This is a genomic window from Novosphingobium sp. BL-S-21 (genome assembly GCF_055521655.1).
Map to the genome: position 1 here is coordinate 640,672 of NZ_CM145496.1, position 24,626 is coordinate 665,297.

Annotated in this window: 22 protein-coding genes; 10 read left to right on the plus strand and 12 right to left on the minus strand. The window is 67.0% G+C overall.

The window, feature by feature from the left end:
* Positions 1-78 precede the first annotated feature (78 nt).
* Positions 79-1,425 (plus strand): methylenetetrahydrofolate--tRNA-(uracil(54)-C(5))-methyltransferase (FADH(2)-oxidizing) TrmFO, encoded by a 1,347-nt coding sequence (gene trmFO / locus ACZ1J6_RS11425; protein WP_431568579.1) that lies wholly within the window; start codon positions 79-81, stop codon positions 1,423-1,425.
* A gap of 45 nt (positions 1,426-1,470) precedes the next feature.
* Here trmFO and ACZ1J6_RS11430 read toward each other — a convergent pair whose 3' ends face one another.
* The 5 genes from ACZ1J6_RS11430 to ACZ1J6_RS11450 all read right to left on the minus strand — a co-directional run bounded on the left by ACZ1J6_RS11430 (position 1,471) and on the right by ACZ1J6_RS11450 (position 5,876).
* Positions 1,471-1,947 (minus strand): EF-hand domain-containing protein, encoded by a 477-nt coding sequence (locus tag ACZ1J6_RS11430; protein ID WP_314465320.1) that lies wholly within the window; start codon positions 1,945-1,947, stop codon positions 1,471-1,473.
* A gap of 96 nt (positions 1,948-2,043) precedes the next feature.
* Positions 2,044-2,736: a hypothetical protein gene (locus ACZ1J6_RS11435; RefSeq protein ID WP_465128093.1), complete on the minus strand. Its 693-nt coding sequence runs from the start codon at positions 2,734-2,736 to the stop codon at positions 2,044-2,046.
* A gap of 156 nt (positions 2,737-2,892) precedes the next feature.
* Entirely contained in the window at positions 2,893-4,269 is a 1,377-nt protein-coding gene (locus ACZ1J6_RS11440) for a pyruvate dehydrogenase complex E1 component subunit beta (protein ID WP_132262826.1), read from the minus strand.
* Positions 4,269-5,354 (minus strand): pyruvate dehydrogenase (acetyl-transferring) E1 component subunit alpha, encoded by a 1,086-nt coding sequence (pdhA, locus tag ACZ1J6_RS11445; RefSeq protein WP_431568578.1) that lies wholly within the window; start codon positions 5,352-5,354, stop codon positions 4,269-4,271. The genes ACZ1J6_RS11440 and pdhA overlap by 1 nt, the downstream gene beginning before the upstream one ends.
* Before the next feature lie 195 nt (positions 5,355-5,549).
* A complete protein-coding gene (locus ACZ1J6_RS11450; protein ID WP_132262830.1) occupies positions 5,550-5,876 on the minus strand; it encodes an FtsB family cell division protein in 327 nt (108 codons plus the stop codon).
* A 253-nt stretch (positions 5,877-6,129) separates the two neighbouring features.
* On the opposite strand from ACZ1J6_RS11450, the gene ACZ1J6_RS11455 reads away from it, so the two are divergent.
* Positions 6,130-8,001: an ATP-binding cassette domain-containing protein gene (locus ACZ1J6_RS11455; RefSeq protein ID WP_314465325.1), complete on the plus strand. Its 1,872-nt coding sequence runs from the start codon at positions 6,130-6,132 to the stop codon at positions 7,999-8,001.
* On the plus strand, positions 7,998-8,456 hold the full coding sequence (locus ACZ1J6_RS11460; RefSeq protein ID WP_431568577.1) for a GreA/GreB family elongation factor: 459 nt from the start codon (positions 7,998-8,000) through the stop codon (positions 8,454-8,456). Before ACZ1J6_RS11455 ends, ACZ1J6_RS11460 begins: the two co-directional genes overlap by 4 nt.
* A gap of 124 nt (positions 8,457-8,580) precedes the next feature.
* On the opposite strand, the gene ACZ1J6_RS11465 is transcribed toward ACZ1J6_RS11460, so the two are convergent.
* A complete protein-coding gene (locus ACZ1J6_RS11465) occupies positions 8,581-10,377 on the minus strand; it encodes a DEAD/DEAH box helicase (RefSeq protein ID WP_134092922.1) in 1,797 nt (598 codons plus the stop codon).
* A gap of 253 nt (positions 10,378-10,630) precedes the next feature.
* Between ACZ1J6_RS11465 and ACZ1J6_RS11470 the strand changes: the two genes are divergently transcribed.
* The 5 genes from ACZ1J6_RS11470 to ACZ1J6_RS11490 all read left to right on the plus strand — a co-directional run bounded on the left by ACZ1J6_RS11470 (position 10,631) and on the right by ACZ1J6_RS11490 (position 15,377).
* A complete protein-coding gene (locus tag ACZ1J6_RS11470) occupies positions 10,631-11,398 on the plus strand; it encodes a DUF2334 domain-containing protein (protein WP_431568576.1) in 768 nt (255 codons plus the stop codon).
* 168 nt (positions 11,399-11,566) lie between these two features.
* On the plus strand, positions 11,567-12,757 hold the full coding sequence (locus ACZ1J6_RS11475; protein WP_431568575.1) for a glycosyltransferase: 1,191 nt from the start codon (positions 11,567-11,569) through the stop codon (positions 12,755-12,757).
* A gap of 25 nt (positions 12,758-12,782) precedes the next feature.
* Entirely contained in the window at positions 12,783-13,709 is a 927-nt protein-coding gene (locus tag ACZ1J6_RS11480; RefSeq protein ID WP_132262841.1) for a hypothetical protein, read from the plus strand.
* Positions 13,706-14,221 (plus strand): DUF2141 domain-containing protein, encoded by a 516-nt coding sequence (locus ACZ1J6_RS11485; RefSeq protein WP_431568574.1) that lies wholly within the window; start codon positions 13,706-13,708, stop codon positions 14,219-14,221. The genes ACZ1J6_RS11480 and ACZ1J6_RS11485 overlap by 4 nt, the downstream gene beginning before the upstream one ends.
* A gap of 4 nt (positions 14,222-14,225) precedes the next feature.
* A complete protein-coding gene (locus ACZ1J6_RS11490) occupies positions 14,226-15,377 on the plus strand; it encodes a glycosyltransferase (RefSeq protein ID WP_431568573.1) in 1,152 nt (383 codons plus the stop codon).
* A gap of 39 nt (positions 15,378-15,416) precedes the next feature.
* Here the strand turns inward: ACZ1J6_RS11490 and ACZ1J6_RS11495 are convergent, their stop codons facing one another.
* Genes ACZ1J6_RS11495 through ACZ1J6_RS11515 form a run of 5 tightly spaced genes read right to left on the minus strand, consistent with a single transcriptional unit; the run spans position 15,417 to position 20,545 of the window.
* Positions 15,417-16,868: an efflux transporter outer membrane subunit gene (locus ACZ1J6_RS11495; protein WP_431568626.1), complete on the minus strand. Its 1,452-nt coding sequence runs from the start codon at positions 16,866-16,868 to the stop codon at positions 15,417-15,419.
* Positions 16,868-17,824 carry an efflux RND transporter periplasmic adaptor subunit gene (locus ACZ1J6_RS11500; protein ID WP_465128094.1) on the minus strand — a complete coding sequence of 319 codons (957 nt, stop codon included), beginning with the start codon at positions 17,822-17,824 and terminating at the stop codon, positions 16,868-16,870. Before ACZ1J6_RS11500 ends, ACZ1J6_RS11495 begins: the two co-directional genes overlap by 1 nt.
* Complete coding sequence (locus ACZ1J6_RS11505; RefSeq protein WP_132262848.1) at positions 17,821-18,036, minus strand: DUF1656 domain-containing protein; 216 nt, start codon at positions 18,034-18,036, stop codon at positions 17,821-17,823. Before ACZ1J6_RS11505 ends, ACZ1J6_RS11500 begins: the two co-directional genes overlap by 4 nt.
* Positions 18,033-20,096 carry an FUSC family protein gene (locus tag ACZ1J6_RS11510; protein ID WP_431568571.1) on the minus strand — a complete coding sequence of 688 codons (2,064 nt, stop codon included), beginning with the start codon at positions 20,094-20,096 and terminating at the stop codon, positions 18,033-18,035. The genes ACZ1J6_RS11505 and ACZ1J6_RS11510 overlap by 4 nt, the downstream gene beginning before the upstream one ends.
* Positions 20,093-20,545: a MarR family winged helix-turn-helix transcriptional regulator gene (locus ACZ1J6_RS11515; protein ID WP_132262851.1), complete on the minus strand. Its 453-nt coding sequence runs from the start codon at positions 20,543-20,545 to the stop codon at positions 20,093-20,095. The genes ACZ1J6_RS11510 and ACZ1J6_RS11515 overlap by 4 nt, the downstream gene beginning before the upstream one ends.
* Positions 20,546-20,859: 314 nt before the next feature.
* Here ACZ1J6_RS11515 and ggt point away from each other — a divergent pair, with 314 nt between their 5' ends.
* Entirely contained in the window at positions 20,860-22,608 is a 1,749-nt protein-coding gene (gene ggt / locus ACZ1J6_RS11520; protein ID WP_431568569.1) for a gamma-glutamyltransferase, read from the plus strand.
* Between the two features lie 89 nt (positions 22,609-22,697).
* The gene (locus ACZ1J6_RS11525; protein ID WP_431568568.1) at positions 22,698-24,008 is read left to right on the plus strand and encodes an amino acid permease; all 1,311 of its coding nucleotides are present in this window, start codon (positions 22,698-22,700) and stop codon (positions 24,006-24,008) included.
* Here ACZ1J6_RS11525 and ACZ1J6_RS11530 read toward each other — a convergent pair.
* A complete protein-coding gene (locus tag ACZ1J6_RS11530; protein ID WP_314465349.1) occupies positions 24,005-24,601 on the minus strand; it encodes a TetR family transcriptional regulator C-terminal domain-containing protein in 597 nt (198 codons plus the stop codon). The two genes, ACZ1J6_RS11525 and ACZ1J6_RS11530, sit on opposite strands and share 4 nt — an antisense overlap.
* Between the last annotated feature and the right edge of the window lie 25 nt (positions 24,602-24,626).

Below are 24,626 nucleotides of genomic sequence, written 5' to 3' on the forward strand. Positions count from 1 at the left end.
ACCGGCACGCCGGTTGATTGCCATACCCTGTCCTTGCGCCCTTCCCTGATGCCGCGCAAAGGTCTAGGCGCTGGCGCCATGACACAAGACGTCCACATCATCGGCGGCGGCCTCGCCGGAAGCGAAGCCGCCTGGCAGCTCGGGCGCCGCGGTTTTCGCGTGCGCCTTTCCGAAATGCGCGGCACCGGCGAGCGCAGCCCGGCCCACCAGGGCGACGGTCTTGCCGAACTGGTCTGCTCCAACTCCTTCCGCTCGGACGACGACGAAAAGAACGCGGTCGGCCTGCTGCACCACGAAATGCGCCGCTGCGATTCGCTGATCATGTCGGCAGCGGCCAAGGCGCAAGTTCCCGCCGGCACCGCGCTCGCGGTGGACCGCGACTTGTTCTCGGCCGAAGTGGAGGCGCGTCTTGCGGCGCTGCCCAATGTCGAGATCGTCCGCGAGCGCGTCGATACCCTGCCCGATACCGGCACGACCATCGTCGCCACCGGCCCGTTGACGGCCGAATCGCTCGCAGGCAGCATCGGCCGCGCGACCGGTGCCGACAGTCTCGCGTTTTTCGACGCCATCGCCCCCATCGTCTACCGCGAAAGCATCGACATGGACGTGTGCTGGATGGCCTCGCGCTGGGACAAGGGTGAGACCAAGGACTACATCAACTGCCCGATGGACAAGGACCAGTACCTGGCTTTCCACCGGGGACTGGTCGAAGGCGAAAAGACCGCTTTCAAGGAATGGGAAGCGGACACGCCCTATTTCGACGGCTGCATGCCGATCGAGGTCATGGCCGAACGCGGTGTGGAGACGCTGCGCTTCGGGCCGATGAAGCCGGTCGGTCTCGACAACCCGCACTGGGCGACGCCTGAGTACCCCAACGGCCGCTGGCCCTATGCCGTCGTCCAGCTTCGCCAGGACAACAAGCTGGGTACGATCTGGAACATGGTCGGCTTCCAGACCAAGCTCAAGCACGCCGAGCAGGTGCGCCTGTTCCGCACCATTCCCGGCCTCGAAAACGCAGAGTTCGCGCGTCTGGGCGGCTTGCACCGCAACACTTTCATCAATTCGCCGATCCTTCTTGACCGCCAGCTTCGGCTCAAGACCGCGCCGCATGTCCGCTTTGCCGGGCAGATCACCGGTTGCGAGGGCTATGTCGAAAGTGCGGCCGTTGGCCTGATGGCTGGCCTCATGACGGCGACGCAGCTCGCCGGTCGCGAGTGGCAGGCCCCGCCGCGCACCACCGCGCTGGGTGCATTGCTCTCGCACATCACCGGCGACGCCGAAGCGGAGAGCTATCAGCCGATGAACGTCAATTTCGGGCTGTTCCCGCCGCTTCACGACGTGAAGAAAAAGCAGCGCAAGGAAGCCTATACCGAGCGCGCAAAGCTGGAAATCGCCCCCTGGCTGGACGCGCTGGCCCCCGCCTGATCCTCGCGGGTCCAGCCTACTCGTCGCAGATCCCTCTCTACGGCGTCATTTCGGCTTGCAGCTGCACTTCGGCCCGGGCTTCGCCTTGGCCGGAGGCGGCGCCGTCTTGCGGAATTCCTCCGGTGTCAGCGCCTGATCCTGATTCGCATCGGCGCCATCGAACTTGGTGACCGTCGCCACGGCCCATTCCTCGAACGTCAGCAGGTTGTTGCCGTCCTGGTCGAGCTTGCGAAACCCGTCCACCCGTGTCGACAGCATCTCGTTGCGGGTGATCCTGCCGTCGCGGTTCCGGTCGTAACGGCCGAAACGGCGCTGTTCGCGCGTTTGCTCCGTCGCCTCGGGCAATTCCGGCCCGTCGATTTCGGACAAGTCCGCGCTCGGCATTTCCTGCGGAGCGATCGAACTGACAGGCGCCTGCGGCAATGGCGCGCCTCTTTCCACGGCGGCACGGCCCTGCCACCAGAACAGCCCCACCGACACCATGACCAGCGCCGCCAAAGCACCCAGAACAAAACGGTTCATCTCGGCCCCCTTGCGAGGCGGCCACTTAGCCGCGGCACCCGGGCCGCGCGAAATTACATAATCTTCACCGGCACCTGAGCAGACCGGTCTGCGGTCCTAGAAACCCAACAAGCCCAGACGCATGGCCTTGACGACCGCGCCCGGCGATGTCTCGCTGCCCGTGGCCAGACGATGCTGCGCCAGTCCTTGCAGGACCAGCAGCGGACGCAGGCTGCGCGACAGGCGCGGCGATCCGGGCGAGGTTTCCCGCGCGAGGGTCTGCGCCACGACGCTTTCTTCGGGATTGCGCAAGTGCGATGCCAGATCGGCGAGCGCCCAGCGCCGTCCGATCCGACCGGCCGCCTCGGCCTCTTCGGGCCGTCCGAGCGCTTCGGCCAGCGCCGCGAACGCCGCGCCGCGCCCTTCGGCCATGGCTTGCAGCGATTCCGGCGGCAGGGGCGCCGGGCCGGTCAGCGCCTCCCAGCCATCGACAAGGGCTACAAGCGGCTTGTGCGCGCCGTTCCAGCTCCTCAAGGCATTGAGCAGCGGTTCGCCCTCCGGCCACTCGGAAGCGTCGCGACCCAGGGTCTCCCGCCACCATGCCAGACGAATGAGCGCCAGCATCGGCTCGCGCGAATGGCGCAGCAGGCCGGCCAGTCGCTGGTCGAGCGCGAACAGCGCGAGTGTCGGCAAGCGCGAGGACGCCGTCGCGTAGGACAGCGCAAGCCGGGCGCTTTGCGTGATGGTGGGGAGAAGAAGGTCTTCGGGACCCTGGCTGGCGGAAGCCGGTGAGGCGGAATTGTCAGGCACGGAGCCTCTCTAGTCGGCCAGTCGGCAGGTGCAAGTCCCGCTTCGTGCAGAGCCTGCATGCCTGCGCGCGTGCTGCGCGCATTTCTTGTAAAGAGGTTCGCCCAGGAACCGATCCAGGAAAAAGGCGGCGGAGTTTCCTCCGCCGCCTCATCTTTGTCAGCGGTAGCAGACCTTGCGGACCGCCTCGACGATACGCGGCGTGTCGATCAACGCCGCCTTCTCGAGGTTGGCCGCATAAGGCAGCGGAACGTCTTCGTTGCAGACGCGGACCACCGGGGCGTCCAGGTCATCGAAGCCTTCTTCCATGCAGATCGCGGAGATTTCCGAAGCGATCGAGCAGACCGGGAAGCCTTCTTCGGCCACGACGATACGGTTCGTCTTGGCGAGACTTTCCAGCACGGTTTCCTTGTCCAGCGGACGCAGCGTGCGCAAGTCGATGACTTCCGCATCGATGCCTTCGCCGGCCAGCTGCTCGGCAGCTTCGAGCGCGAGCCCGACGCCGATCGAGTAGGACACGATCGTCACGTCCTTGCCTTCGCGCATGATGCGGGCCTTGCCGATCGGCAGGACATGCTCGTCAAGCTCGGGAAGCTCGAAAGTGCGGCCGTAGATCAGCTCGTTTTCGAGGAACACCACCGGATCGTCGCTGCGGATCGCTGCCTTGAGCAGACCCTTGGCGTCGTAGGCGTCATAAGGCGCGATCACGACGAGACCCGGCACGTTGGCGTACCACGGACCGTAGTTCTGCGAGTGCTGCGCGCCGACGCGGGCCGCGGCGCCGTTCGGGCCACGGAACACGATCGGGCAGCGCATCTGGCCACCGGACATGTAGTTGGTCTTGGCGGCCGAGTTGATGATGTGGTCGATCGCCTGCATGGCGAAGTTGAACGTCATGAACTCGATGACCGGACGCAGGCCGCCCATGGCGGCGCCCGTACCGATGCCGGCGAAACCATATTCGGTGATCGGGGTGTCGATCACGCGCTGCGGACCGAATTCCTCGAGCAGGCCCTGGGTCACCTTGTAGGCGCCCTGGTATTCGGCCACTTCCTCGCCCATCACGAAGACGCGCGGATCGCGGCGCATTTCCTCAGCCATCGCGTCGCGGAGCGCTTCGCGAACGGTCGAGGTCTTCATGTTGGTGCCGTGGGGGATCTCGGGATCCCGCTTGGCCGGTGCACGGGCCGGCGCCTCGGCCTTGGCCGCGCCGGATTCGGCAGCCGGAGCGGCTTCGGCGGCGGGAGCCGCTTCTGCTTGCGGAGCCGAAGCCTGGACGCTCGATGCGTCTTCGCCTTCACCGGCCAGCACGGCGATGACCGTGCCGACCTTCACGCCCTCGGTGCCTTCGGCCACGAGGATCTTGCCAACGGTACCTTCGTCGACGGCTTCGAATTCCATCGTCGCCTTGTCGGTCTCGATTTCGGCGAGGATGTCACCCGATTTGACTTCGTCGCCTTCCTTCACCAGCCAGCGGGCAAGCTTGCCCTCTTCCATCGTCGGAGAGAGCGCCGGCATCTTCAGTTCGATCGCCATCAGTAGCGCTCCACCAGGACGTCAGTATAGAGTTCAGAGAGTTCGGGCTCGGGAGAATTCTCCGCGAAGTCCGCCGACTCGGCGACTTGCGCGCGGACGCGCTTGTCGATTTCCTTGAGCGCGGCTTCGTCCACGCCAAGCGCGGTGAGATCCTGCTTCACATGCTCGATCGGATCGCGCTTCTCGCGCACGTCCTGCACTTCCTCGCGGCTACGATACTTGGCAGGGTCGGACATCGAGTGGCCGCGATAGCGGTAGGTGTTCAGCTCCATGAGCACCGGACCATTGCCGGCACGCACGTATTCGAGCGCCACTTCCGCAGCCTTGCGAACTTCGAGAACGTCCATGCCGTCCACCTGCATGCCCGGAATCCGGAACGCGGTGCCGCGGCGGTGGAAATGCGTCTCGGCCGAGCCGCGCTTCACGGCGGTGCCCATGGCATAGCCGTTGTTCTCGATCACGAAGATGATCGGCAGTTTCCAGAGAGCCGCCATGTTGAAGCTCTCGTAGACCTGGCCCTGGTTGGCCGCGCCGTCGCCGAAGTAGGCCATCGCGACGCCGCCGTCTTCGCGGTACTTGTGCGCGAAGGCGAGACCTGCACCCAGCGAGACCTGGGCGCCGACGATGCCGTGTCCGCCGTAGAACTTATGCTCCACGCTGAACATGTGCATCGAGCCGCCCTTGCCGCGGGAAATGCCCGCAGCACGGCCGGTCAGTTCGGCCATGATCACCTTCGGGTCGATACCGTAGGCAAGCATGTGGCCATGATCGCGATAGCCGGTGATGACCGAGTCGCGGTTGGAATCGAGCGCGGACTGAAGGCCCACGGCTACGGCTTCCTGGCCGATATAAAGGTGACAGAAACCGCCGATGAGGCCCAGGCCGTAAAGCTGGCCTGCGCGTTCCTCGAAGCGGCGGATGAGTACCATCTGCTCGTAGAGGTTGAGAAGCTCTTCTTTGTTCGGCGTGTAGCGCCGATCGGCCGCGAGTGCCTCCTGGAGGCTGTGCAGCGCGAAGTCTTCGTCCTGTGCCGATACTACGGCTGGCTCGGCGCCGGACCCGGCGTCAGTCTTGGCTTTGGGCAACGGGGCTCCCCATCGTTGGTGCGATTGATTTCGGGCCGCTTATAGGACCCCCTGCGGAAATCGAAAGCGCGATGAAGGAAATTTGCCGTAAGTGGCACAAAAATTATGGCCATCCGCAACAGAACGGCCACAATTGGACGGTTCCGTCCGCTTTCCATCACCGCGAACCGGGTCTTGGCCCGGCGCGGAACGGAATCACTTGTTGATGAGCATGACCATTTCGTCGGGCCGGGCAACGTTCAGATTGCTGCGCAGCAACTCACCGGCAAGATCGGGGTCGACATGGTTCTGGTCGAGCAGTCCCACACGGTTCTTGAGGTGATCGCGCGTGAGGCGCAAATCGGCCAGCTTGGCGTTGCGCTCTTCCAGCAGATGCTGATTCTCTGTCCAGGCGATCAGGCCGCTGGGACCCGCGATCACGAAAGCCCCCATCAGCAGGAGCAGCGCAAGCGCAATGCCCTGGACCAGGCGTTCCTTGGCAAGGCTGGCGTCCTGACGCATGATGGGAGAGCTGGACCTCATGAAAAGCGATAGAATCATAAGTGATTCCGCGTTGCAAGTTAAATTGATAACCGATTCGCCCGGTTTTCGAACAGGCCGCTTCATCGCCGGCTGTCGCAATACTGGGCATATTGGTGTTGATAACTCTGGGACAGGCTTTCGGCGCGTTCACGGGTGAACACAGCCCCCTCGAAAACGCGCTTCGAACGCGAGCTAATAGCGCGAGTCCGGAAGATGTTTCCAACCGCGCTCAAAATCCTCTAGGCGCTGCCCCATGCTGACGATCCGCGACATTACCGTCCGCCTTGGCGGGCGCACCATCCTCGACCAGGCCGCTGCCACCATCCCCAAGGATGGCAAGGTGGGCCTCATCGGCCGCAACGGCGCGGGCAAGTCCACGCTGGTAAAGGCCATCATCGGCGAACTGGAGCCCGATGGCGGCGCCGTGGAGATGCCGCGCCGGGCACGCCTCGGCTACATCGCCCAGGAAGCCCCTGCCGGTAACCGGACCGCGCTTCAGGCCGTGCTCGACGCCGATGTCGAGCGTACCGACCTGCTGGCCGAAGCCGAAACCTGCGCCGACCCGAACCGCCTTGGCGACCTCCACGACCGCCTGATCGCGATCGACGCCTATACCGCGGAAGCCCGCGCCGCGCGCATCCTGGTCGGCCTCGGCTTCGACGAGGAAATGCAGGGCCGCCCGCTCGACAGCTTCTCGGGCGGCTGGAAGATGCGCGTCGCCCTTGCCGGGCTGCTGTTCTCGCAGCCCGACGTGCTGCTGCTCGACGAACCGTCCAACCACCTCGACCTCGAAGCCACGCTCTGGCTGGAGAACTTCCTCCAGACTTATCCGCGCACCCTGATCGTCATCAGCCACGAGCGCGACCTGCTCAACAACGTGGTCGATCACATCCTGCACCTGCAGCAGGGCAAGCTGACGCTCTATCCGGGCACGTACGACAGCTTCGAGCGCATTCGCGCCGAGCGGGCCGCACAGGCCGCCGCCGCCCGCGCCAACCAGGACGCCCAGCGCAAGAAGCTGGCCGATTACGTCGCGCGCAATTCCGCTCGCGCCTCCACGGCGAAGCAGGCGCAGTCCCGCGCCAAGATGCTGGCGCGCATGCAGCCGATCGCGGCCATGGCCGAGGATTCGTCGCTCAGCTTCGACTTCCCCAGCCCGGACGAACTGCGCCCGCCGCTGGTGACGCTCGATCTCGCATCCGTAGGCTACGAGGCGGACAAGCCGATCTTGCGCCGCCTGAACTTACGCATCGATCCCGAGGACCGCATCGCCCTGCTCGGCCGCAACGGCAACGGCAAGACCACGCTGGCGCGCCTGCTCGCCCGTCAGCTGGAGCCGATGGAAGGCTCGCTCAGTTTCTCGCCCAAGATCCGCATCGGCTATTTCACGCAGTATCAGGTGGAAGAGCTGCCCTCCGGCTCGACACCGCTCGAACTGATGACCCGCGCCATGGTGGACAAGCCGCCGGTAGCGGTGCGCGGCCAGCTTGGCCGGTTCGGCTTCTCGGGCAACCGCGCGACGGCCGAGATCGCCACGCTGTCGGGCGGCGAGCGTGCCCGCCTCGCGCTGGCGCTGGTCACCCGCGAGGCGCCGCATATGCTCATCCTCGACGAACCGACGAACCACCTCGACGTCGACGCGCGCGAGGCGCTGGTCCAGGCGCTGAACGCCTTCGAAGGCGCGGTCATCCTGGTCAGCCACGACCGTCACATGGTCGAACTCGCGGCGGACCGGCTGGTGCTGGTCGACCAGGGCACGGCGGAGAACTACGACGGGTCGATGGAGGACTACATCGACTTCGTGCTGGGCCGTAACCAGCCCAAGTCGAATGGCGGCGACGGCAAGCCCGCCCGCAAATCGGGGGCCATCGCCCGCGAGGAACTGAAGGCGCTGCGCAAGAAGGTCTCCGAGACCGAAACCCGCATGAAGCGCATCCAGCAGCAGCTTGAAGCGCTCGACTCCGCCCTGGCCGATCCGTCCTCGATCAAGGGCGACCTGGCCAAGTTCAACATCGGCGAACTCGGCAAGCGCCGCACCCAGGCGGCAGAGGATCTGGAAGTGGCGGAGGCCGGATGGTTCGAAGCCAGCGAGGCCATGGACGAATACATGGGCGGCAACGCGTGAGCGTCGCTTTCCGGCGCGACGGCGACGAGGAGCACCTGGAGCCCAAGTTCGAGGTGCCGATCCCGCCCGGCCCCAATCTCGTGACGCGTGAGGGCATGGACCTGATCCATGCCCGGATCGCCGGGCTCGAGGCGCAGATCCCGACGCTGGCGGAGGAAACCGCCCTCAACACCGCGAAACGCGATCTGCGCTATTGGAAGAAGCGGCTGTCGACAGCGGCAGTCCAGCCTGCGCCCAGCGGAGAAAGGGCGATGTTCGGCCATCGCGTGCGCTTCGCGCTGAACGGCAAGCCGCGCGAGGTCCGCATCGTCGGGCATGACGAAGCCGAGCCCGCCAAGGGCGACCTCGCTTTCACGGCGCCGCTCGCCCGCGCCCTGCTGGGTGCCGAGGCGGGAGAATTCGTCGACTTCAACGGGCGGGAAGAAGCGATCGAGATTCTCGAACTCATGGCCTGACCCGCTTATCGCGCCCGGCGGCGCGGGACCGGCAGGACAGCGCCGGCACGAACCACGGAACCTGAAACGAAACACGGGGCCTTTGCGGGCCCCGTGTTCGTTGTTCAGCAGGCTGAAGGCGTCCTCAGTAGGACTTCTTCGGCTTCTTGTGGAACGGCTTGCCGCCGCCGCCCGGGCCACCGCGATCGTTGCGCGGGCCGCCGGTCGGACGGGGCTTGTGCCGGGGACCATCGAAACCGCCGCGTCCTTCGTCACGCGCATAGGGCTTGCGAGCGCGTCCCTGCGGACCTTCGCGGCGACGGTCGCGCGCGACGTCGCGCGGCGTGTCCGTGGCCACTTCGATGCGAATGGTGTTCTCCACGTCGCCGCTCTCGTCATGCGAGGTGCGTTCGACCGAACGGATGAACTGGTCCGCCATCGCCTTCGGGATTTGGAAGTGCGTCTGGTCCGCGCCGATGCGGATCTGGCCGACGGCATTGCGGGTAACGTGACCACGGCGGCAGAGCAGCGGCAGGATCCAGCGCGGATCGGCATTCTGCTGACGGCCCACGTCCATGGTGAACCACACCACGTCGTCGAAGCCCGGACGCTGACGCGCCTCGCGCGCTTCGGGGCTGTTGCCGATGAGTTCCTCGGGCTGCGGCATGGCGGCGCGGTGCGCGCGAACCAGTGCGGCGGCCAGATCCTCGGCGCTCACCTTCTCCAGGACTTCGCGGGCGATCTCGCGATCTTCCTCGTCAGCCTCGACCGGGGCGAGCAGCTTTTCCATCAGACGGCCGCGATCGGAAGCGCGGATGACTTCGGGGGTCGGCGCGGCAATCCACTCCGCCTCGATGCGCGCACCGCGCAGCATGCCTTCAACGCGGCGGCGGCGCGGGAACGGCACGACGATGACTGCGGTGCCCTTCTTGCCCGCACGGCCGGTACGGCCCGAACGGTGCTGCAGCGTTTCGGCGTCGCGCGGAATCTCGACGTGGATCACCAGCGTCAGCGAGGGCAGATCGATACCACGCGCGGCAACGTCAGTCGCGACGCAGACGCGGGCACGCTTGTCGCGCAGGGCCTGAAGCGCATTGTTGCGCTCGTTCTGCGAGTGCTCGCCCGAAAGCGCCACGGCCGAGAAGCCGCGCTCGGTCAGGGTCGAGTGCAGGTGCTTCACGTTGTCGCGCGTGGCGCAGAACAGGATCGCGGTTTCGGCATCGTGAAGACGCAGCAGGTTGACCACCACGTTCTCGACGTCGGCCGGGGCAACGGTGACGGCCTGATAGGCGATGTCGCCATGGCCGCGGTTCTCCGTCACGGTGGAGATGCGCAGCGCGTCGGTCTGGTAACGGCGGGCCAGGGCTTCGATCGGACGCGGCATGGTGGCCGAGAACAGCAGCGTGCGGCGGCTGGCCGGCGCGGCGTCGAGCAGTTCCTCGAGGTCTTCGCGGAAGCCCATGTCGAGCATTTCGTCCGCTTCGTCGAGCACGACGACGCGCAGAGCCGAGAGGTCGAGCTTGCCGCGTTCCAGGTGATCGCGCAGACGGCCCGGGGTGCCGACGACGATGGTGGCGCCGCGTTCGAGCTGCTTGCGTTCGCGCACGGGGTCCATGCCGCCGACGCACGTAACGATGCGGGCGCCGGTCGAGGCATAGAGCCACTCAAGCTCGCGGCTGACCTGCTGGGCCAGTTCGCGCGTCGGCGCGATGGCGAGCGCCAGCGGGGCCTCCGCATAAGGAATCGAGCCGTCCGCCAGCAGTTCGTCGCTCATGGCGATGCCGAAGGCGACGGTCTTGCCCGAGCCGGTCTGCGCCGACACCACCAGGTCGCGCCCACGCGCCTCGGCTTCGGCGACGGCGGCCTGGACCGGGGTCAGGTTCTCGTAGCCATGCGCGGTAAGCGCGTCGGCAAGAGGCTGGGGGAGCTGGGAAAATGTCATGCGTTTTGAATCTGTCCTGTGCCGCCGGCGCGGTCTGTATGAGTGAGCCTGGTGTGGAGTGTGCGACCCAACGGGCCCTGGTTGAGGCGCTCCATAGACAAAAAAGTCGGGTTTGGCGCGCACCAATTTCACAAAAGGCAACAATGGCCTTGCGCTAGCGCAGAATAATCGATCGCAGCCCCCCGGAAAACCCCCGAGCGTCACGGGATTTTCACGGAGCGGGTCTAGGCGCCGCGCGGGGTGAACGGAGCCGATGATGACCGAAAATACCCGCCAGAAGCGCCTCCTGGCTTCGATTCATGATGTCGGGCCGGCATCGGAACGGGCCGTCCTCCAGCTTGCCGACTTGTTCCAGCGCCGCCTGGGCGGACCCAGCTTCGCGATGCTGGTGGTGCCCAACCATTGGGGCCGCCACCCGCTGTCGGAAGACCGGGCCTTTCAACGCAGGCTGCGCGGCTGGGCGGAAGCCGGGATCGAGATGTTCGTCCACGGCTGGTATCACAAGGACGAGGCGCGCCATCGCGGCGCCGCGCAGTTCAAGGCCCGCCACATGACCGCCGGGGAAGGCGAATTCCTCGGCCTCGACGAAGCCACGGCCCTCTCCCGCATGCTCGATGGCAAGGCGCTGATCGAGGACGTGATCGGCCGCCCGACGGCGGGCTTCATCGCCCCGGCCTGGCTCTATGGCGAGGGCGCCCGGGCCGCGCTGCGCCAGGCAGGCCTGCCCATCGTCGAGGATCACTGGCGGGTCTGGGCCGCGGGCGACGGCAACGTGCTGGCGCGCGGTCCCGTGGTAACCTGGGCCAGCCGATCGGCGGCACGCACGGCCTCGTCCCTGGCCTTTGCCGCCCTCGCGCGGACCGCCTTGCCGCTGACGCGAACCGTGCGGATCGCCGCCCATCCCGGAGACGTCACCAAGCCCGCACTCCTGGCCAGCATCGACGCCACGCTGCGGCGCTTCACGGCTACGCATACTCCCTCAAGGTACCGGGATTTAGGCAGATTCATGGCACCGCAGTGACGCTTTCAAAGCAGTTTCACGTCTCGCCTATGACCATGCTTCCCCGCGTCACAAACCCGACATCTGGTCCCCATAGGAGCCTCCCCGCAAGGATAAGTTCGGCGGGGTCACCGCCGGTTGCTGCCCAAAGGCACACACGCCAGGCATCAAGGTCGCTTAGGGATTCGCATGAAGGACGCGCTCAGGATTGTCGTGCCCATCCACAGCCTCGATCCCGGTGGAGTCGAGCGCGTGGCCCTGGGGCTCGCAGCGCAGTGGCAGCAGGCCGGGCACGCGGTGACGATCGTCCTCGGACGCTCCGGCTGTAGCCACCTCGCAAGCGCACCGGCCCTCGATTACTGGCAGATCCCCTCGCGGGTTCCCACGGCCTCCTGGGAAACGCCCTGGATGGTCCACTGCCTTTACAGCTACCTGATCGCGCACCGCGCAGACGTCGTCTTCCTACCGGGCAATACATATGCCGTGGTCGGCGCGGCGATGAAGCTGCTGCTGGGCGATCACGCGCCGCCCATGACGCTCAAGGTCAGCAATGCGCTGCATCGTCCCGACATGCCCGCTTTCGTGCGGCGAGGCTACGGGATCTGGCTGCGCGCCCAGGGCCGCCTGTTCGATCGCCTGGTCGGACTGTCGGAACCGATGGCGCGGGAAATTCGCGAGACGACGGGCGCCGAGGCCGCGCGGGTCGATGTCATCGCCAATCCCATCCTGACCCGCGCCCGCCTGCGTGCGCTGGCGCGCAGCGAAAGGCGTCCCGGTTCGGTCTGGGGCACGCGCTACCTGACGGCTGGCCGCCTCGTGCCGCAGAAGAACCACGCCATGCTGCTGCGCGCCTTCGCCCATGCCGCGCGGCCTTCGGACAGCCTGACGATCGCCGGTGAAGGCCCCGAGCGCGGCGCCATCGAGCGGCTCGCCGCGGAACTGGGCATTGCCGACCGGGTGCGCCTGGCCGGTCACCTTGCCAGCATCGACCCGCTGATGGCCGAGGCCGACGCCTTCGTTCTCAGTTCCGATTACGAAGGGCTTCCCGGCGTCATCGTCGAGGCGCTTGCCGCCGGACTGCCGGTGCTGTCGACCGACTGCTGCGTCAGCATGGATTGCCTGGTCGAAGGCGGCCGCACCGGCTTGCTGGTGCCGCGCGGCGACGAACAAGCCTTTGCCGATGGCCTCGCCCGCATCCGCGACTTTGCAGGAGACCCCCAGCGGGCACGCGACATCGCCGCGCGATACGAAGTCGAGGAGGCGGCGCGCCGCTATCTCGACATGATGGCGCAAGTGCGCCGCGAACGCGAAAACCAGCGGCGACACCGGCTGGGGCTGAGTGCCTGGGCGACGCACTCACCCTGGCAGCGGTCGCTTTGACCCAGAACCCTTCGCGGAGAACTTCGTGACAGAAACCGCAGCCGTCCTGGCGCCCGATACGCCCGCCATCCAGCTCACCCCGCAGGATCGCAACCCGCGCCTCGGGCGCAATGCCCTGTTCTCGATCGCCCTGTCCCTTGCCGTGATCGCGGCGGTATTCCACGAGATGGGCGGGCTCGACATGCGCCGCCTCCTGGCCATGGTGCCCGAAAGCCCGGTGTTCTGGGCCGTCTTCGCGGCGAGCTACCTCGTGACGCCTGCCAGCGAGTGGCTGATCTTCCGCCGGCTCTGGGGCATTCCCGGCGCCGGGATGCTCGCGCTGCTGCGCAAGAAGGTCTACAACGAGCTGCTGCTGGGCTATCTCGGCGAAGCCTATTTCTACACCTGGGCACGGCGGCGGGTATCGCTGGACGCGGCGCCCTTCGGCGCGGTGAAGGACGTGGCGATTCTCTCGGCCATGGCCGGAAACGGCGTGACGATCGCCTTGCTGGCCGTGATGGTGCCGATCGTGGGCACCACCCGCCTCGGTCTCGACGCCAGTATGGTTACCCTCTCGCTCGGCGTGCTGGTGGTGGTCTCCGCCATCGCCATGGTCTTCCGCCGGCGAGTGTTCACCCTGCCCCGCGCCGAACTGGCCATGATCACCCAGATCCACCTCGGCCGCATCGCCCTGACCACCCTGTTCAACGCCATGCTCTGGCATCTCGTCCTGCCCGAGGTGCAACTGTCCTGGTGGCTGTTCCTGGCAACGCTGCGCCTGCTGGTATCGCGCCTGCCGCTGATCCCGAACAAGGACCTGCTTTTCGCGGGGGTCGCCGTCCTCGCTCTCGGCCGCGAGCAGGACATCGGCGCGCTGATGACGCTGATGGCCGGACTGATCCTGGCCGCGCACCTGCTGCTGGGCGGCATGCTGGCGATCAAGGACCTGACAGCGCCGGAACAGCCGGCATGAGCCCGCTGGCGATCACCCCTCTCCTCGCTGCCGCGCTGGTTCCTTCCACGCCGGACCTCGGCAAGGCCGAAGGTCTCTGCCGCGCGAACGAGAGCGGGCCGGCCTTCGTCGTCGAGCCGGTGGGCCTCAAGGATCGCACGGGCAAGCTGAAGCTGGAGGTCTATCCCGCGAACGAGAAGGACTTCCTGGCCGACGACAACCTGCTGGTAAGCACGGGCAAGGTCTTCCGCCGGGTGGAGGTACCCCTGCCTGTCAGCGGCACGCCGAGCCTCTGCATCCGCCTGCCCGGCCCCGGCACTTATGCCGTCAGCCTGCTTCACGACCGCGACAACGACCGCAAGTTCAACTGGAAGATCGACGGCATCGGTTTCGCCGGAAATCCGAAGCTGGGCTGGGGCAAACCAAGCGTCCGCAAGGCGAGCGCCACGGCGGGAAGCGGGCTCACCGCGCTCCGCATCGTCCTCAATTATCGCAGCGGGCTGGGAGTCGCCCCGCTCAGGCAAGGAACCTGACGGCATGAAGATCGTCGATGTCTGCGCGTTCTATTCGCCCCAGGGCGGCGGTGTACGCACCTATGTGGAGCAGAAACTGCGGATCGGCCCGATGCTGGGCCACGAGATCGTCATCCTCGCCCCCGGAGACGAGGACGCCGTGATCGAACGCGGAGCCGGTGCGCGCATCGTGACCGTGAAAAGCCCGCGCTTCCCGCTCGACCGGAAATATGGCTACTTCGCCGAGGCCGAACGGCTCCACGCGGCGCTGGATGCACTGGCCCCGGATTTCGTGGAGGCGACCTCACCCTGGCGGAGTGCCGGGCTGGTGGCGGACTGGCCGGGCGCGGCTCCGCGCAGCCTTGTCATGCATGCCGACCCGCTTTCCGCCTATGCCTATCGCTGGCTTGGCAACATCTTCTCGCGCCAGACGATCGACCGGCAGTTCTCCGTATTCTGGGAGCACTTGCGCCGCCACAGCCGCAAGTTCGATCATGTGGTCTGCGCCAACAGCGATCTTTCGCGCCGGCTCGACGAAGGCGGGGTCTCTCACACCGTCACCATCCCGATGGGCGTGGAAGCGGACTGCTTCTCGCCCGCTCATCGCGACCCGGCCTTGCGGGCACACCTGCTGGCAGACTGCGGCCTGCCCGAAAGCGCCGCGCTGCTGCTGGCAGTGGGACGCCTGGCGCCGGAGAAGCGCTGGCCGCTGGTGATCGACGCGGTGAGCATGGCCAGCCAGCAGAGCCCCATCGGTCTCGTCATGCTGGGCGAAGGCCGCGAACAGCGCGCGATCCTGAGGCACATCGCCGGAAATCCCCATGTCCGCCTCTTCGCGCCGGAACGCAACCGGGCCGCCTTCGCGCGAATCATGGCGAGCGCGGATGCTCTGGTCCATGGCTGCGAGGCGGAGACGTTCTGCATGACGGCTGCCGAAGCGCGGGCCAGCGGCATCCCCGTCATCGTGCCCGATGCCGGCGGGGCGGCCGACCATGCGGCAGGCGGCGCCGGACGGACTTACGCGGCGGCCGATTGCAATGCGGCGGCGGCGGCGATCCTGGACGTGGTGCGTACACGCCCCCGCCCCGCCGTGACGGCGCGGACCATGGAAGAGCACTTCCGCGAACTCTTCGCCGCTTACGCCCAGTGCCTCGTCCGGCAGCGCAGGGCTGCCTGAGAAGCCTGGCCTTCGCCGGGCAACCTGCCCTTCCGTTTCCTACCGGGCCTGTTGTCCTGCCGGCTGCCCCGCCTGCGCTTCAGTCCTTTGCCAACCTCCGCCAAGCGCGAGGAAGACCGCGATCTGATCGTCGACAAGCGCGGTTTCCGCCGCGGCATGATTGACCTGGGCCGTCGCCAAGGCACCCTGGGCGCTGAGCAGATTCAGGAAATCGCTGCGCCCGAACCGGAACAGCTTGCCGGCCTGCTGCGCGGAAAGGCCCGCGCTGTCGCTGGCACGGCCGAGGGCCGCGGCACGGTCGGTATCGCGTGCATAGGATTCCAGCGCCGTCTCGGTGCCGCGCAGGGCCTCGAGTACGGTCTGGTCGAACCTGGCGATGTCCGCCTCTACCTGGGCATTCGCCGCTTCGATGCGGGCGCGGATGATCGGGCGATTGGGGAAGGACCAACTGAGCAGCGGCCCCAGGCTGAAGCCGAAGCTATGGGTCTTGCCGAAGTTCTCCAGCTTGCCGTCGTTGATGATGCCCCCGCCGATGCTGACCGTGGGGTAGAGGTCTGCCGTGGCGACGCCGATGCGGGCGGTATCGCCGGCAATGGTGCGCTCGGCCTGGCGAATGTCCGGGCGGCGGCGGATCAGCGCGGCGCCGTCGCCGACTGGCATCGGCTGCGACAGGCGCGGCAGGGTCGCGCAGCTCTCCACTTCCCGGGGATACTCCGCCGGCGCCTTGCCGAGCAGGGTTGCCAGCAGATAGAGCGAGGACTGCCGCTTGGCATAGAACGAAGGCAGGTTGGCCTTGCTGCTTTCCACGGCCGTGCGCGCGCGGCTGACATCGAAAGCCGTTCCGCGCCCACCGCGCTGGAGCCTTCCGGTGGCGTTCAGCGTCTGCTGCTGCAGCGTGATCACTTTCTGGACCGTGGCGATCTGGTAGTTCGCGGCGCAGACGTCGGCATAAGCCTTGGTAGTGGCGGCCGCAACGCTGATCCGCACGGCATCGCGCGCGGCCTCCACCGCCTCGCGGTCGGCCAGGCTGCTCTCGATGGCGCGCTTGATCTTGCCATTGAGGTCTAGCGGGTAGGACAGGGTCAGGCCGAGATCGTACGTCAGCACGCCCGGCAGATTGGTACCGGCCGAAGCGGTCGAGTAGTCACGCTCCAGGTCGGCGTCGGCGCCGATGGTGGTGGCAAGGGTCTTCTGGCCCGCAGTTTCCCGAAGCACGGCATCGGCCTTGCGCAAGTTCGCATCGGCCACGCGAATGTTCGCATTGGCCTCAAGCGCCTGCTCGACGAGGCCGTCCAGCTGCGGATCGTCGTAGAGCTTCCACCAGCGATCAGGCAGTTCGGCCTGCGAGAACTGCGGCCCCTGCCCCGAGACGAAGGGACCGTTCGCGGCCGGCGTCGTCGCCGCGGAATCGGCGGGCGGCGCGTAGTCCGGTCCGGCCGTGGCGCAGCCGGCCAGAAGTGCGAGCGCCAGAAGCGAAACGCCGCTGCGGATCACGTCGTGGGCTCCCCGGAGGGCGCTGGCTGAACCGGCTGTGCCTTCTGGGCGGGCTGGACCGGCCTGGCATTCCTGCGGCCGGCATCGCCCGGTTGCTCGATCGTCACCGTGGCCGTGCGTCCGGCGATCAGGCTCACGTCCCTGGGCACCTCGGTCAGCCGCACGCGCACCGGAATGCGCTGGGCGAGACGGACCCAGGTGAACGTCGGATCGACGCTCGGAAGAAGATTGCGGGAGTCGCTGCGGGTCGTGTCGTTGATGCCCGCGGCGATGCTCTCGACCACGCCCTTCAGCGGACGCGCCTCACCCATGAGCACGACCGTGACCGGCGAACCGACATGGATATTGGCGAGCTTGGTTTCCTCGAAATAACCCTCGATGCGGATGGAATCGCGGTCGATCAGCGCCATCGCCTGGTTGCCCGGCGCCACGTAGTCGCCCGGATGCAGGTCGAGGTTAGTGACGGTGCCATTCACCGAAGCCTTCACATTGGTGCGCGCCAGGTCGAGCTTGGCCTTGTCGAGCGCGCTCAGCGCCTGGTCCAGGGCCGCGCGCGCGGTGGCGACGGCGGCGACGTTCTGTTCGTGAGTCTCGGTGGCCACGAGATCGCCGAGCGCAAGGTCGCGCTTGGCTTCACGCTGGGCCTGGCCCAGCCTGGCCTGCGCGCTCGCCACGGCAGCCTGCGCCTGCTCCACCGCCAGCGAATAGCGCGGTCGGTCGATCACGAAGAGCAGATCGCCGGCCTTGACCTCCTGGTTGTCCCTGACTTCCACCGATGTGACCAGCCCGCCGATATCGGGGGTGACGCGCACGACGTCCGCACGAACGCGGCCGTCGCGTGTCCAGGGGCTGTCCTCGTAATGGCGCCAGAGCGAGACCGCGATCACTGCGGCCAGGATCACGAGGATGGTGGTGGCGAGGCTGGGAGCGAGCCGGGCAAGAAAGCGCTTCATTGGCGGAAACCGATCAAGGGAGAGGCCCAGACGAGAAGCCCGAGCACGAGGATGTAGAGGCACAGGTCCACCGCTGCACGATAAGCGAAGAGGCGGTAGAAACCGATAAGATTGGCAATGCGCATCAGCACCAGGGTGATGATCGAGGCGATGACCGCAAGAACCAGAAGCGTGGGTAGGAACACCCCGTCGATGGAGACTTCGCCCCTCATGCCGGCATCTCCGAGAGCGGCGCCGCCGGCGAAGGACCGGCGGAGGGGAACAGATTGCGGCGCAGGCTGACCAGCCCCAGCGCCCCCGCACGGCTGAGCTGCGGGTCTTCGTCGTTCAGCACGGCGGTCATGGCAATGTCGATATCCTCAAGCAGGATGGGGTCGGCGGGCGCGGGGCGGTCGGGATCGAGACCCCGGTAATATTCGCCCACTTTCCGAAGCACTTCGGTGAGCGGACCACGGCGGGACGTGGGCATGGCCAGGCGCAGTTCGCGCAGTTCGCCGATGGCCACGCCGGTCCGCAGATCGCGCAAGGCGTCGTAGAGCGGCGCGCCGGGCGAGCGGCCGGACATGGCCAGACGCGGCGCCAGAAGGGCGATCCGGTCGAGCATGCGGTTGATCCAGGCGCGCACGTCCGGCGGGCTCATCATGTTGGCGCGCTCGGCGATGTCGGCCCAGCCCGCCCGAACGGTGCGACGGATCGCGGCATGAGTGCCGGTGGAGCTGAGCAGGCGGATGACGATGATGGCGAAGATGATGCCCACCAGCTGCGCGAGCGCTCCGTTCACGAAGCCCGCGAAGCCGCCCACATAGCGGTCGGAAACGAGCACCGGCGACCCCAGGCCCAGCAGCATCGGCAGCGCGATGCCGCTCCAGCGCGGAGACTGCATCAGCGCGCCCAGCATCAGCAGCATCGGCGCCATGGCTGCGGCATATTCCAGGAAACCATCGAGCCGCGGCATGAGGACGAAGCCATAGAGCAGCCCGATCAGCGTCGCGATGAGGGTTCCGGCAAAGAACGTGCGCAAGGGCGCGAGCGGGTCCGGTGCGGCCGCGAACAGCGCGGTGAACACGCCTGCCAGCATGACCGCCGTCGCGCCTTCGTGCCAGCCGCTGCCGATCCACAGCGCACAGCCGATGGCGATCGTCAGGAATGCCCCGATGGCACCGCGCGTGGCGCCGCCGACATCGACATGCAGCTCGCGTCCGCGGCGGCCTTCCACGAGTTCGGCAGCGCGCGGGCTGACCGGCCGGGTGGTGTTGGTGCCAAGCTGCTCGGCCAGGATGCGGCAATCGCGGTGCGCCCCGATCAGCGAGGAAAGGCGCGAGAGCAGGCTGAGCAGGATCAGCGCATTCCACGAGGCATCGGGGCCGATCCGAGGCTCCAGCGCACGGCTCCGCTGCTGCAGCGCTATGGCCGCCTCCTCGCGTTCCGGCAGCGACATGGCGCCAAGGCCGCCGAACCAGTCACGCGCATCCGTCAGCAGGGCCTGAACTGCGGCAGGAACCGCGTCCACCGCGTGAAGCTGCGCGATCCGGTCGGACACGGCGGCGCCCAGCGGCATGATCAGCGAGAGTTGATCCTGAAGCGCACGCACGGTGCGGATGCGCGGCGCGATGCGCGTGCTTTCGTAAGGCAGGTGGATCGAGAGCTGGTGCAACTCGGTGACGTCCAGCGCGAGCCGCTGGCGTTCCTTGTCGATCGCCGGATCGGTTTCAAGCTGGAGCGAATCGCGCGACCAGCGCTCGGCGTCGGCCAGAATGTTGGACACGCGCTGCAGCATGAAGGCCGAAACCGATTGCGGCAGGACCAGCGCATGGACGAAGCTGCCGCAGAGGATACCGATGGTGATCTCCTGCACGCGCAGGGTCGCCACGGTGAAGATCGTGTCCGGCACGTCGACACTGGGCAGCACGATGAGCACGGCGGTATAGCCCGCCAGCACGAAAGCATAGGACCGCGGCGTGCGGTCCAAAAGCGAGACGAAGACGCACAGCGCCAGCCAGCCGCCGATGCCGATGGTCAGCAGTTCGGGGGAGTTGACGAGGTTCGGCACGATGATGACGGCCATTCCCGCGCCGACGAAAGTGCCGATCACGCGGAACATCGCCTTGGACACGACGGCGCCGGCCAGGGGCTGCGCCACGATGTAGGATGTCAGGAACGCCCAGTAGGGTCGCTCCAGCCCGATCGAAAGCGCGACATAGATAGCCAGCATCGAGGCCAGGTAGGCCTTCACGGAGAACAGCGCGGCGTCCAGTCCGAAACGCTTCGTCATTGCCGGGCGGCGCTTTCCGCTATGCGCGCAGCGATGCGGTCAAGCACCCGCACGACAGTCTCGACGTCTTCGCCTGGAATGCCATCCAGAAGCGTCGCGCGCAACTCGATCAATCGCTTGTCGATGCGGCGGGCAGCGGCGGCGCCCTCGTCGGTGAGGCGCAAGTGCTTGGCACGGCGGTCGCTGTCGTCGGCGATGCGCTCGACGAGACCGGCATCTTCCAGCAAGTGCAGGGTTCGCACGAGCGAAGGTTCCGTCACGTTGATGGCGCGCGCAAGGTCGCCCTGCCGCACCTCGTTGCCGAGGCGCAGCAGGTGGACCAGCGCCCACCCCGAGGAGTTGGAAACTCCCAGCGAGGACAGCGCCGAATCGGCCAGTTGCTGCCATGAACGCGAAACCGGCCCCAACCTTGCGGCCAGAGCCTTCTCGCTCGATTGTCGATCCTGCATGGCCTGGGTAATTAGAGTGCTAACTAATCTTCGCAAGATATTTTGGCGTCGATATTGCGGCATCGGAGTTGAGTTTATTGCAAATGAGCCCGTCGGCCTCGGCGGCATGGCCGGGATGCAATTCCATCCGATCCGCAGGCTCAGGTTTCGGGCCGATATGCTGGCGCCGCGCCGAATTTTCCTGCCGCAATCCGGGCGCCCGTCTTGCTATTGCTGACCGGCCAGAGCGACTTTGCAAAAGCTCGCAGGGGTGGCGCCTGTGAAACGAGGGCGCTAAGTCGCTGCAAATGCCCATTACCGCCCGGAGAATAACTTTGCGCCGATCGATCCTCGCCCTCGGCCTGTCTGCCCTTGTGCTGGCTGCCACGCAGCCCGCCCTCGCCCGCCAGACCGAGGCTGCGGAAAAGGTGGCAGAGGCCGCGCCGGTTACTGCTCCGGCCCGGGAGGAGCAGTCCGCCACCGCCCCCCACGCCATGGTCGCCGCTGCCAATCCGCTGGCGGTGAAAGCGGGGGTGGACGTTCTCAAGGCCGGCGGCTCGGCGATCGACGCAGCCGTGGCCATCCAGGCCGTGCTCGGCCTTGTCGAGCCGCAGAGTTCGGGCCTGGGGGGCGGCGCCTTCATGGTCTACTACGATGCGAAGACCCGGCAGGCGACAGCCTATGACGGCCGCGAAGTCGCACCCGCCGGTGCCGGCGATCATCTGTTCTTCGACGAGAACGGCAAGCGGCTGCCTTTCGTCACCGCCGTGCTGGGCGGCATCTCGACCGGCGTGCCCGGCGCCATCGCCATGCTCGACATGGCCCACCGCGATCACGGCAAGCTCGCCTGGGGCAAGCTCTTCGATCAAGCCCATGTCCTCGCGCAGGACGGCTTCGCCGTCAGCCCGCGCCTGGCCCGCATGATCGCAAGCAAGGCACCCCAGGCTTCCGCGCCCGACGCCAGGCGCTACTTCACCAAGGCCGACGGCACGCCCTATCTGGCCGGCGACCGGCTGAAGAATCCCGACTATGCTCGCTCGCTGGAACGCATTGCACGGTACGGTGCTTCCGGCCTGCTGACCGGGCCGATTGCGCAGCAGATCGTCGAGCGCGTGCACCAGGGGCCGTACCCGAGCACGCTCACCCTGTCGGACCTGGCGAGCTATCGCCCGCACTCCGGCCCCGCGCTCTGCAATCCTTACCGCATCTACCTCGTCTGCACGCCCCAGGCGCCCTCGGGCGGCCCCGGATTGCAGATCGCGCTCGGCGTGCTCGAACACACCGACATCGACAAGCGCGGTGCCACTGACGAGAAAGCCTGGTTCGAATTCGCCCAGGCCAGCCGCCTGGCTTACGCCGACCGCGACCGCTACGTCGGCGACCCGGCCTTCGTGCAGGTGCCGCTCGATGGCCTGCTCGATCCGCACTATCTCAAGGGCCGCGCGGCCGAGATCGGCGACCGGGCCGGGCCGGTGACGTTCGGCATGCCCCGGGGCGCCCCCAAAGTCGGGATCGACGCCACCGACGAGCCGGGCGGAACCAGCCACATCGTCGTGATCGACGCACAAGGCAACGTCGTGTCCATGACCACCACGGTCGAGAGCATCTTCGGCTCCGGCCGCATGGTGGGCGGCTTCTTCCTCAACAACCAGCTCACCGACTTCTCGTTCAGCCCCACCGTTGACGACGGCGCGAAAGCGGCCAACGCCCCCGGGCCCGGCAAGCGTCCGCGCTCCAGCATGGCGCCCGCCATCGTGCTGACGCCGCAGAAGAAGTTCGTGGCCGCCGCGGGATCGCCGGGCGGTTCCGCAATCCAGGCCTACAACCTGAAAGTGCTGGTGGCCCTGCTCGACTGGAAGATGACGCCGCAGGACGCCGTCTCGCTGCCCAATCTCGTCGCCAAGGGAGACAGCTACAGCGCCGACATGTTCCCCCAGCCGATCATGCAGGGCCTGGCCGCGCGGGGCATGACCCTGTCCACCTCGCGCGGGGAAGAGTCCGGGCTCCAGGCTATCGTCGCGACGCCGAAGGGCTATGTCGGCGGCGCCGATCCCCGGCGCGAAGGCGTGGCGCGCGGGTTCTGAACGCAGTTCGCCTTCCATCGCGTTGAAAATAGCATAATGTTCGCCTAGGGGCCGCTGCCTTCAATCCCACCGCCCCCAAGGGAGACGACATGGCAGGCGATCAGGACGGACAGAGCGAAGGTCCCGGCATCAGGTCCTCCGCAGGAAGCCTCGGGCTGACCGCCGCCATCGCGCTGGTCATGGGCAACATGATCGGCTCGGGCGTATTCCTGCTGCCGGCCAGCCTGGCGCCTTTCGGATGGAACGGCGTGATCGGCTGGGCGACCACCATCAGCGGCGCGCTGATCCTGGCCTATGTGCTCAGCCGGCTCACCCGCGCGCGTCCGGCTGCGGGCGGCCCGGCCGGCTTCGTCACTGACGCTTTCGGGCGTCCGGCGGGGTTCTTCATCAGCTGGATCTATCTCGTCTCGCTCTGGACCTCGGTCGTGACTATTGCCGTGGCCGCCGTCAGCTACCTGTCGAGCATGGTGCCCTTCCTGGGCTATGGAGAGCACGTCCCTGCCCTGGCCGCTATCGCCCTGCTCTGGCTGATGACGCTGGTGAACCTGCGCGGAACACGGGCCGCCGGGAATTTCCAGATCGTCACGCTCGCGCTCAAGGTCATTCCGCTGCTGGTCGTGATCCTGCTGGCGATCTACATCCTGTCGAGCGGCAAGGCGCAGCTTCCGGCCTTCGATGCCGGGCAGGTCCATCTCGGCGCCATCAACGGCGCCGCCACCCTGACGCTCTGGGCGCTGCTCGGCTTCGAATCTGCCAGCGTCGCCGCCGCGCGGGTCCGCAATCCCGAAGTGAACGTCGCGCGCGCGACGCTCTGGGGCACGGCGCTGACGGGGGTGCTCTATCTCATGGTCTGTTCCGCCATCGCCCTTTTGCTGCCGAGCGATGTCGCGGCCCATTCCGCAGCCCCCTTTGCCACTTTCGTCGCCCGCTTCCTCGATGGAGACGTCGCCACGCTGGTTGCCGTATTCGCGGTCATCAGCTGCATCGGCGCGCTTAACGGCTGGACCCTGCTCGAAGCCGAAATGGTGCGCGACATGGCCGCCCGCCGCCTGCTCCCGCGCTGGTTCGCAGAGACCGACGCGCGCGGCACTGCGCGCCGGGCCCTGCTGATCTCGGCCGTGATCGCCAGCTTCTTCGCCGCGATGAACGCCAGCCGGACGATGCAGGCCCTGTTCGAGTATCTGCTGCTGCTCTCCACTTCCGCCACGCTGTGGCTTTACCTCGCTTGCGCGCTTGCTGCGCTCAAGCTGGGCATTGCCCGCATACCGGCGCTGATCGGCGCGCTCTATGCGCTCTGGACGTTATGGGGTGCGGGTATCGGCGCCAGCGGGTTGAGCTTCGTGCTGATGGTCCTGGGCCTGCCGATCTGGCTCTGGTTGAAGCGCAACGAAATCGACTAGGCCAGCAGGCAGTCGAGCCACTTTTCGACGAGCCCTTCGGCCTCGACCGGCGTGAAGGGCGGCTTGCCAAGGCTCAGTTCCAGCCAGAGCCCGTCGATCAGCGCCGTCAGCGCCACCGCGGGCAGGCGCGTATCGGCAAGGTCCGGTCGCAGCGCGCGGATCAGGTCGTCCATCCCGCTGCGAAACTCCCCGTAGATCTCCTCGTGAAGCCGGGCGATCGCAGGGTCGGTCGGCGTCATGCTCCAGAACGCCAGCCATGTCGCGAGCAGTTCGGGGTCGGCGATCGGCGCCCGGAAGCTGGCGGAGAGATAGGCGAGAAGCCGCGCTCTCGGATCGGCGCCTGCTTCCGCCACGGCCTCTTCCAGCGCCAGCGCCACGCGGTTGCCCGTCCAGCGATAGGCTTCGGCAATCGCTTCCCCGACGCCTGAAAAATAGTGGCGGAGCAGCCCCGGCGAAACGCCGGCCGCCGCGCAGATCGATCGCACCGAAGTGCCGCCGGCGCCTTGCGCGGCCAGGCAGCGCGCGGTTGCCTCTACCAGGCTTTGCCGCCGCTCGTCGGGATGTTCCCGCGTGTAGGATTGCTGCTTGCCCATCACCTTGTTATACGATCGTACAATA

Coding starts and splice junctions, on each gene's coding strand:
- ACZ1J6_RS11485 (WP_431568574.1), top strand. CDS start 13,706: ATGAGCCCGCTGGCGATCACCCCTCTCCTCGCTGCCGCGCTGGTTCCT.
- ACZ1J6_RS11525 (WP_431568568.1), top strand. CDS start 22,698: ATGGCAGGCGATCAGGACGGACAGAGCGAAGGTCCCGGCATCAGGTCC.
- ACZ1J6_RS11430 (WP_314465320.1), bottom strand. CDS start 1,947: ATGAACCGTTTTGTTCTGGGTGCTTTGGCGGCGCTGGTCATGGTGTCG.
- ACZ1J6_RS11500 (WP_465128094.1), bottom strand. CDS start 17,824: ATGAAGCGCTTTCTTGCCCGGCTCGCTCCCAGCCTCGCCACCACCATC.
- ACZ1J6_RS11515 (WP_132262851.1), bottom strand. CDS start 20,545: ATGCAGGATCGACAATCGAGCGAGAAGGCTCTGGCCGCAAGGTTGGGG.
- ACZ1J6_RS11490 (WP_431568573.1), top strand. CDS start 14,226: ATGAAGATCGTCGATGTCTGCGCGTTCTATTCGCCCCAGGGCGGCGGT.
- ACZ1J6_RS11465 (WP_134092922.1), bottom strand. CDS start 10,377: ATGACATTTTCCCAGCTCCCCCAGCCTCTTGCCGACGCGCTTACCGCG.
- ACZ1J6_RS11455 (WP_314465325.1), top strand. CDS start 6,130: ATGCTGACGATCCGCGACATTACCGTCCGCCTTGGCGGGCGCACCATC.
- ACZ1J6_RS11440 (WP_132262826.1), bottom strand. CDS start 4,269: ATGGCGATCGAACTGAAGATGCCGGCGCTCTCTCCGACGATGGAAGAG.
- ACZ1J6_RS11475 (WP_431568575.1), top strand. CDS start 11,567: ATGAAGGACGCGCTCAGGATTGTCGTGCCCATCCACAGCCTCGATCCC.
- ACZ1J6_RS11470 (WP_431568576.1), top strand. CDS start 10,631: ATGATGACCGAAAATACCCGCCAGAAGCGCCTCCTGGCTTCGATTCAT.
- ACZ1J6_RS11450 (WP_132262830.1), bottom strand. CDS start 5,876: ATGAGGTCCAGCTCTCCCATCATGCGTCAGGACGCCAGCCTTGCCAAG.
- ACZ1J6_RS11530 (WP_314465349.1), bottom strand. CDS start 24,601: ATGGGCAAGCAGCAATCCTACACGCGGGAACATCCCGACGAGCGGCGG.
- ACZ1J6_RS11510 (WP_431568571.1), bottom strand. CDS start 20,096: ATGACGAAGCGTTTCGGACTGGACGCCGCGCTGTTCTCCGTGAAGGCC.
- ACZ1J6_RS11505 (WP_132262848.1), bottom strand. CDS start 18,036: ATGAGGGGCGAAGTCTCCATCGACGGGGTGTTCCTACCCACGCTTCTG.
- trmFO (WP_431568579.1), top strand. CDS start 79: ATGACACAAGACGTCCACATCATCGGCGGCGGCCTCGCCGGAAGCGAA.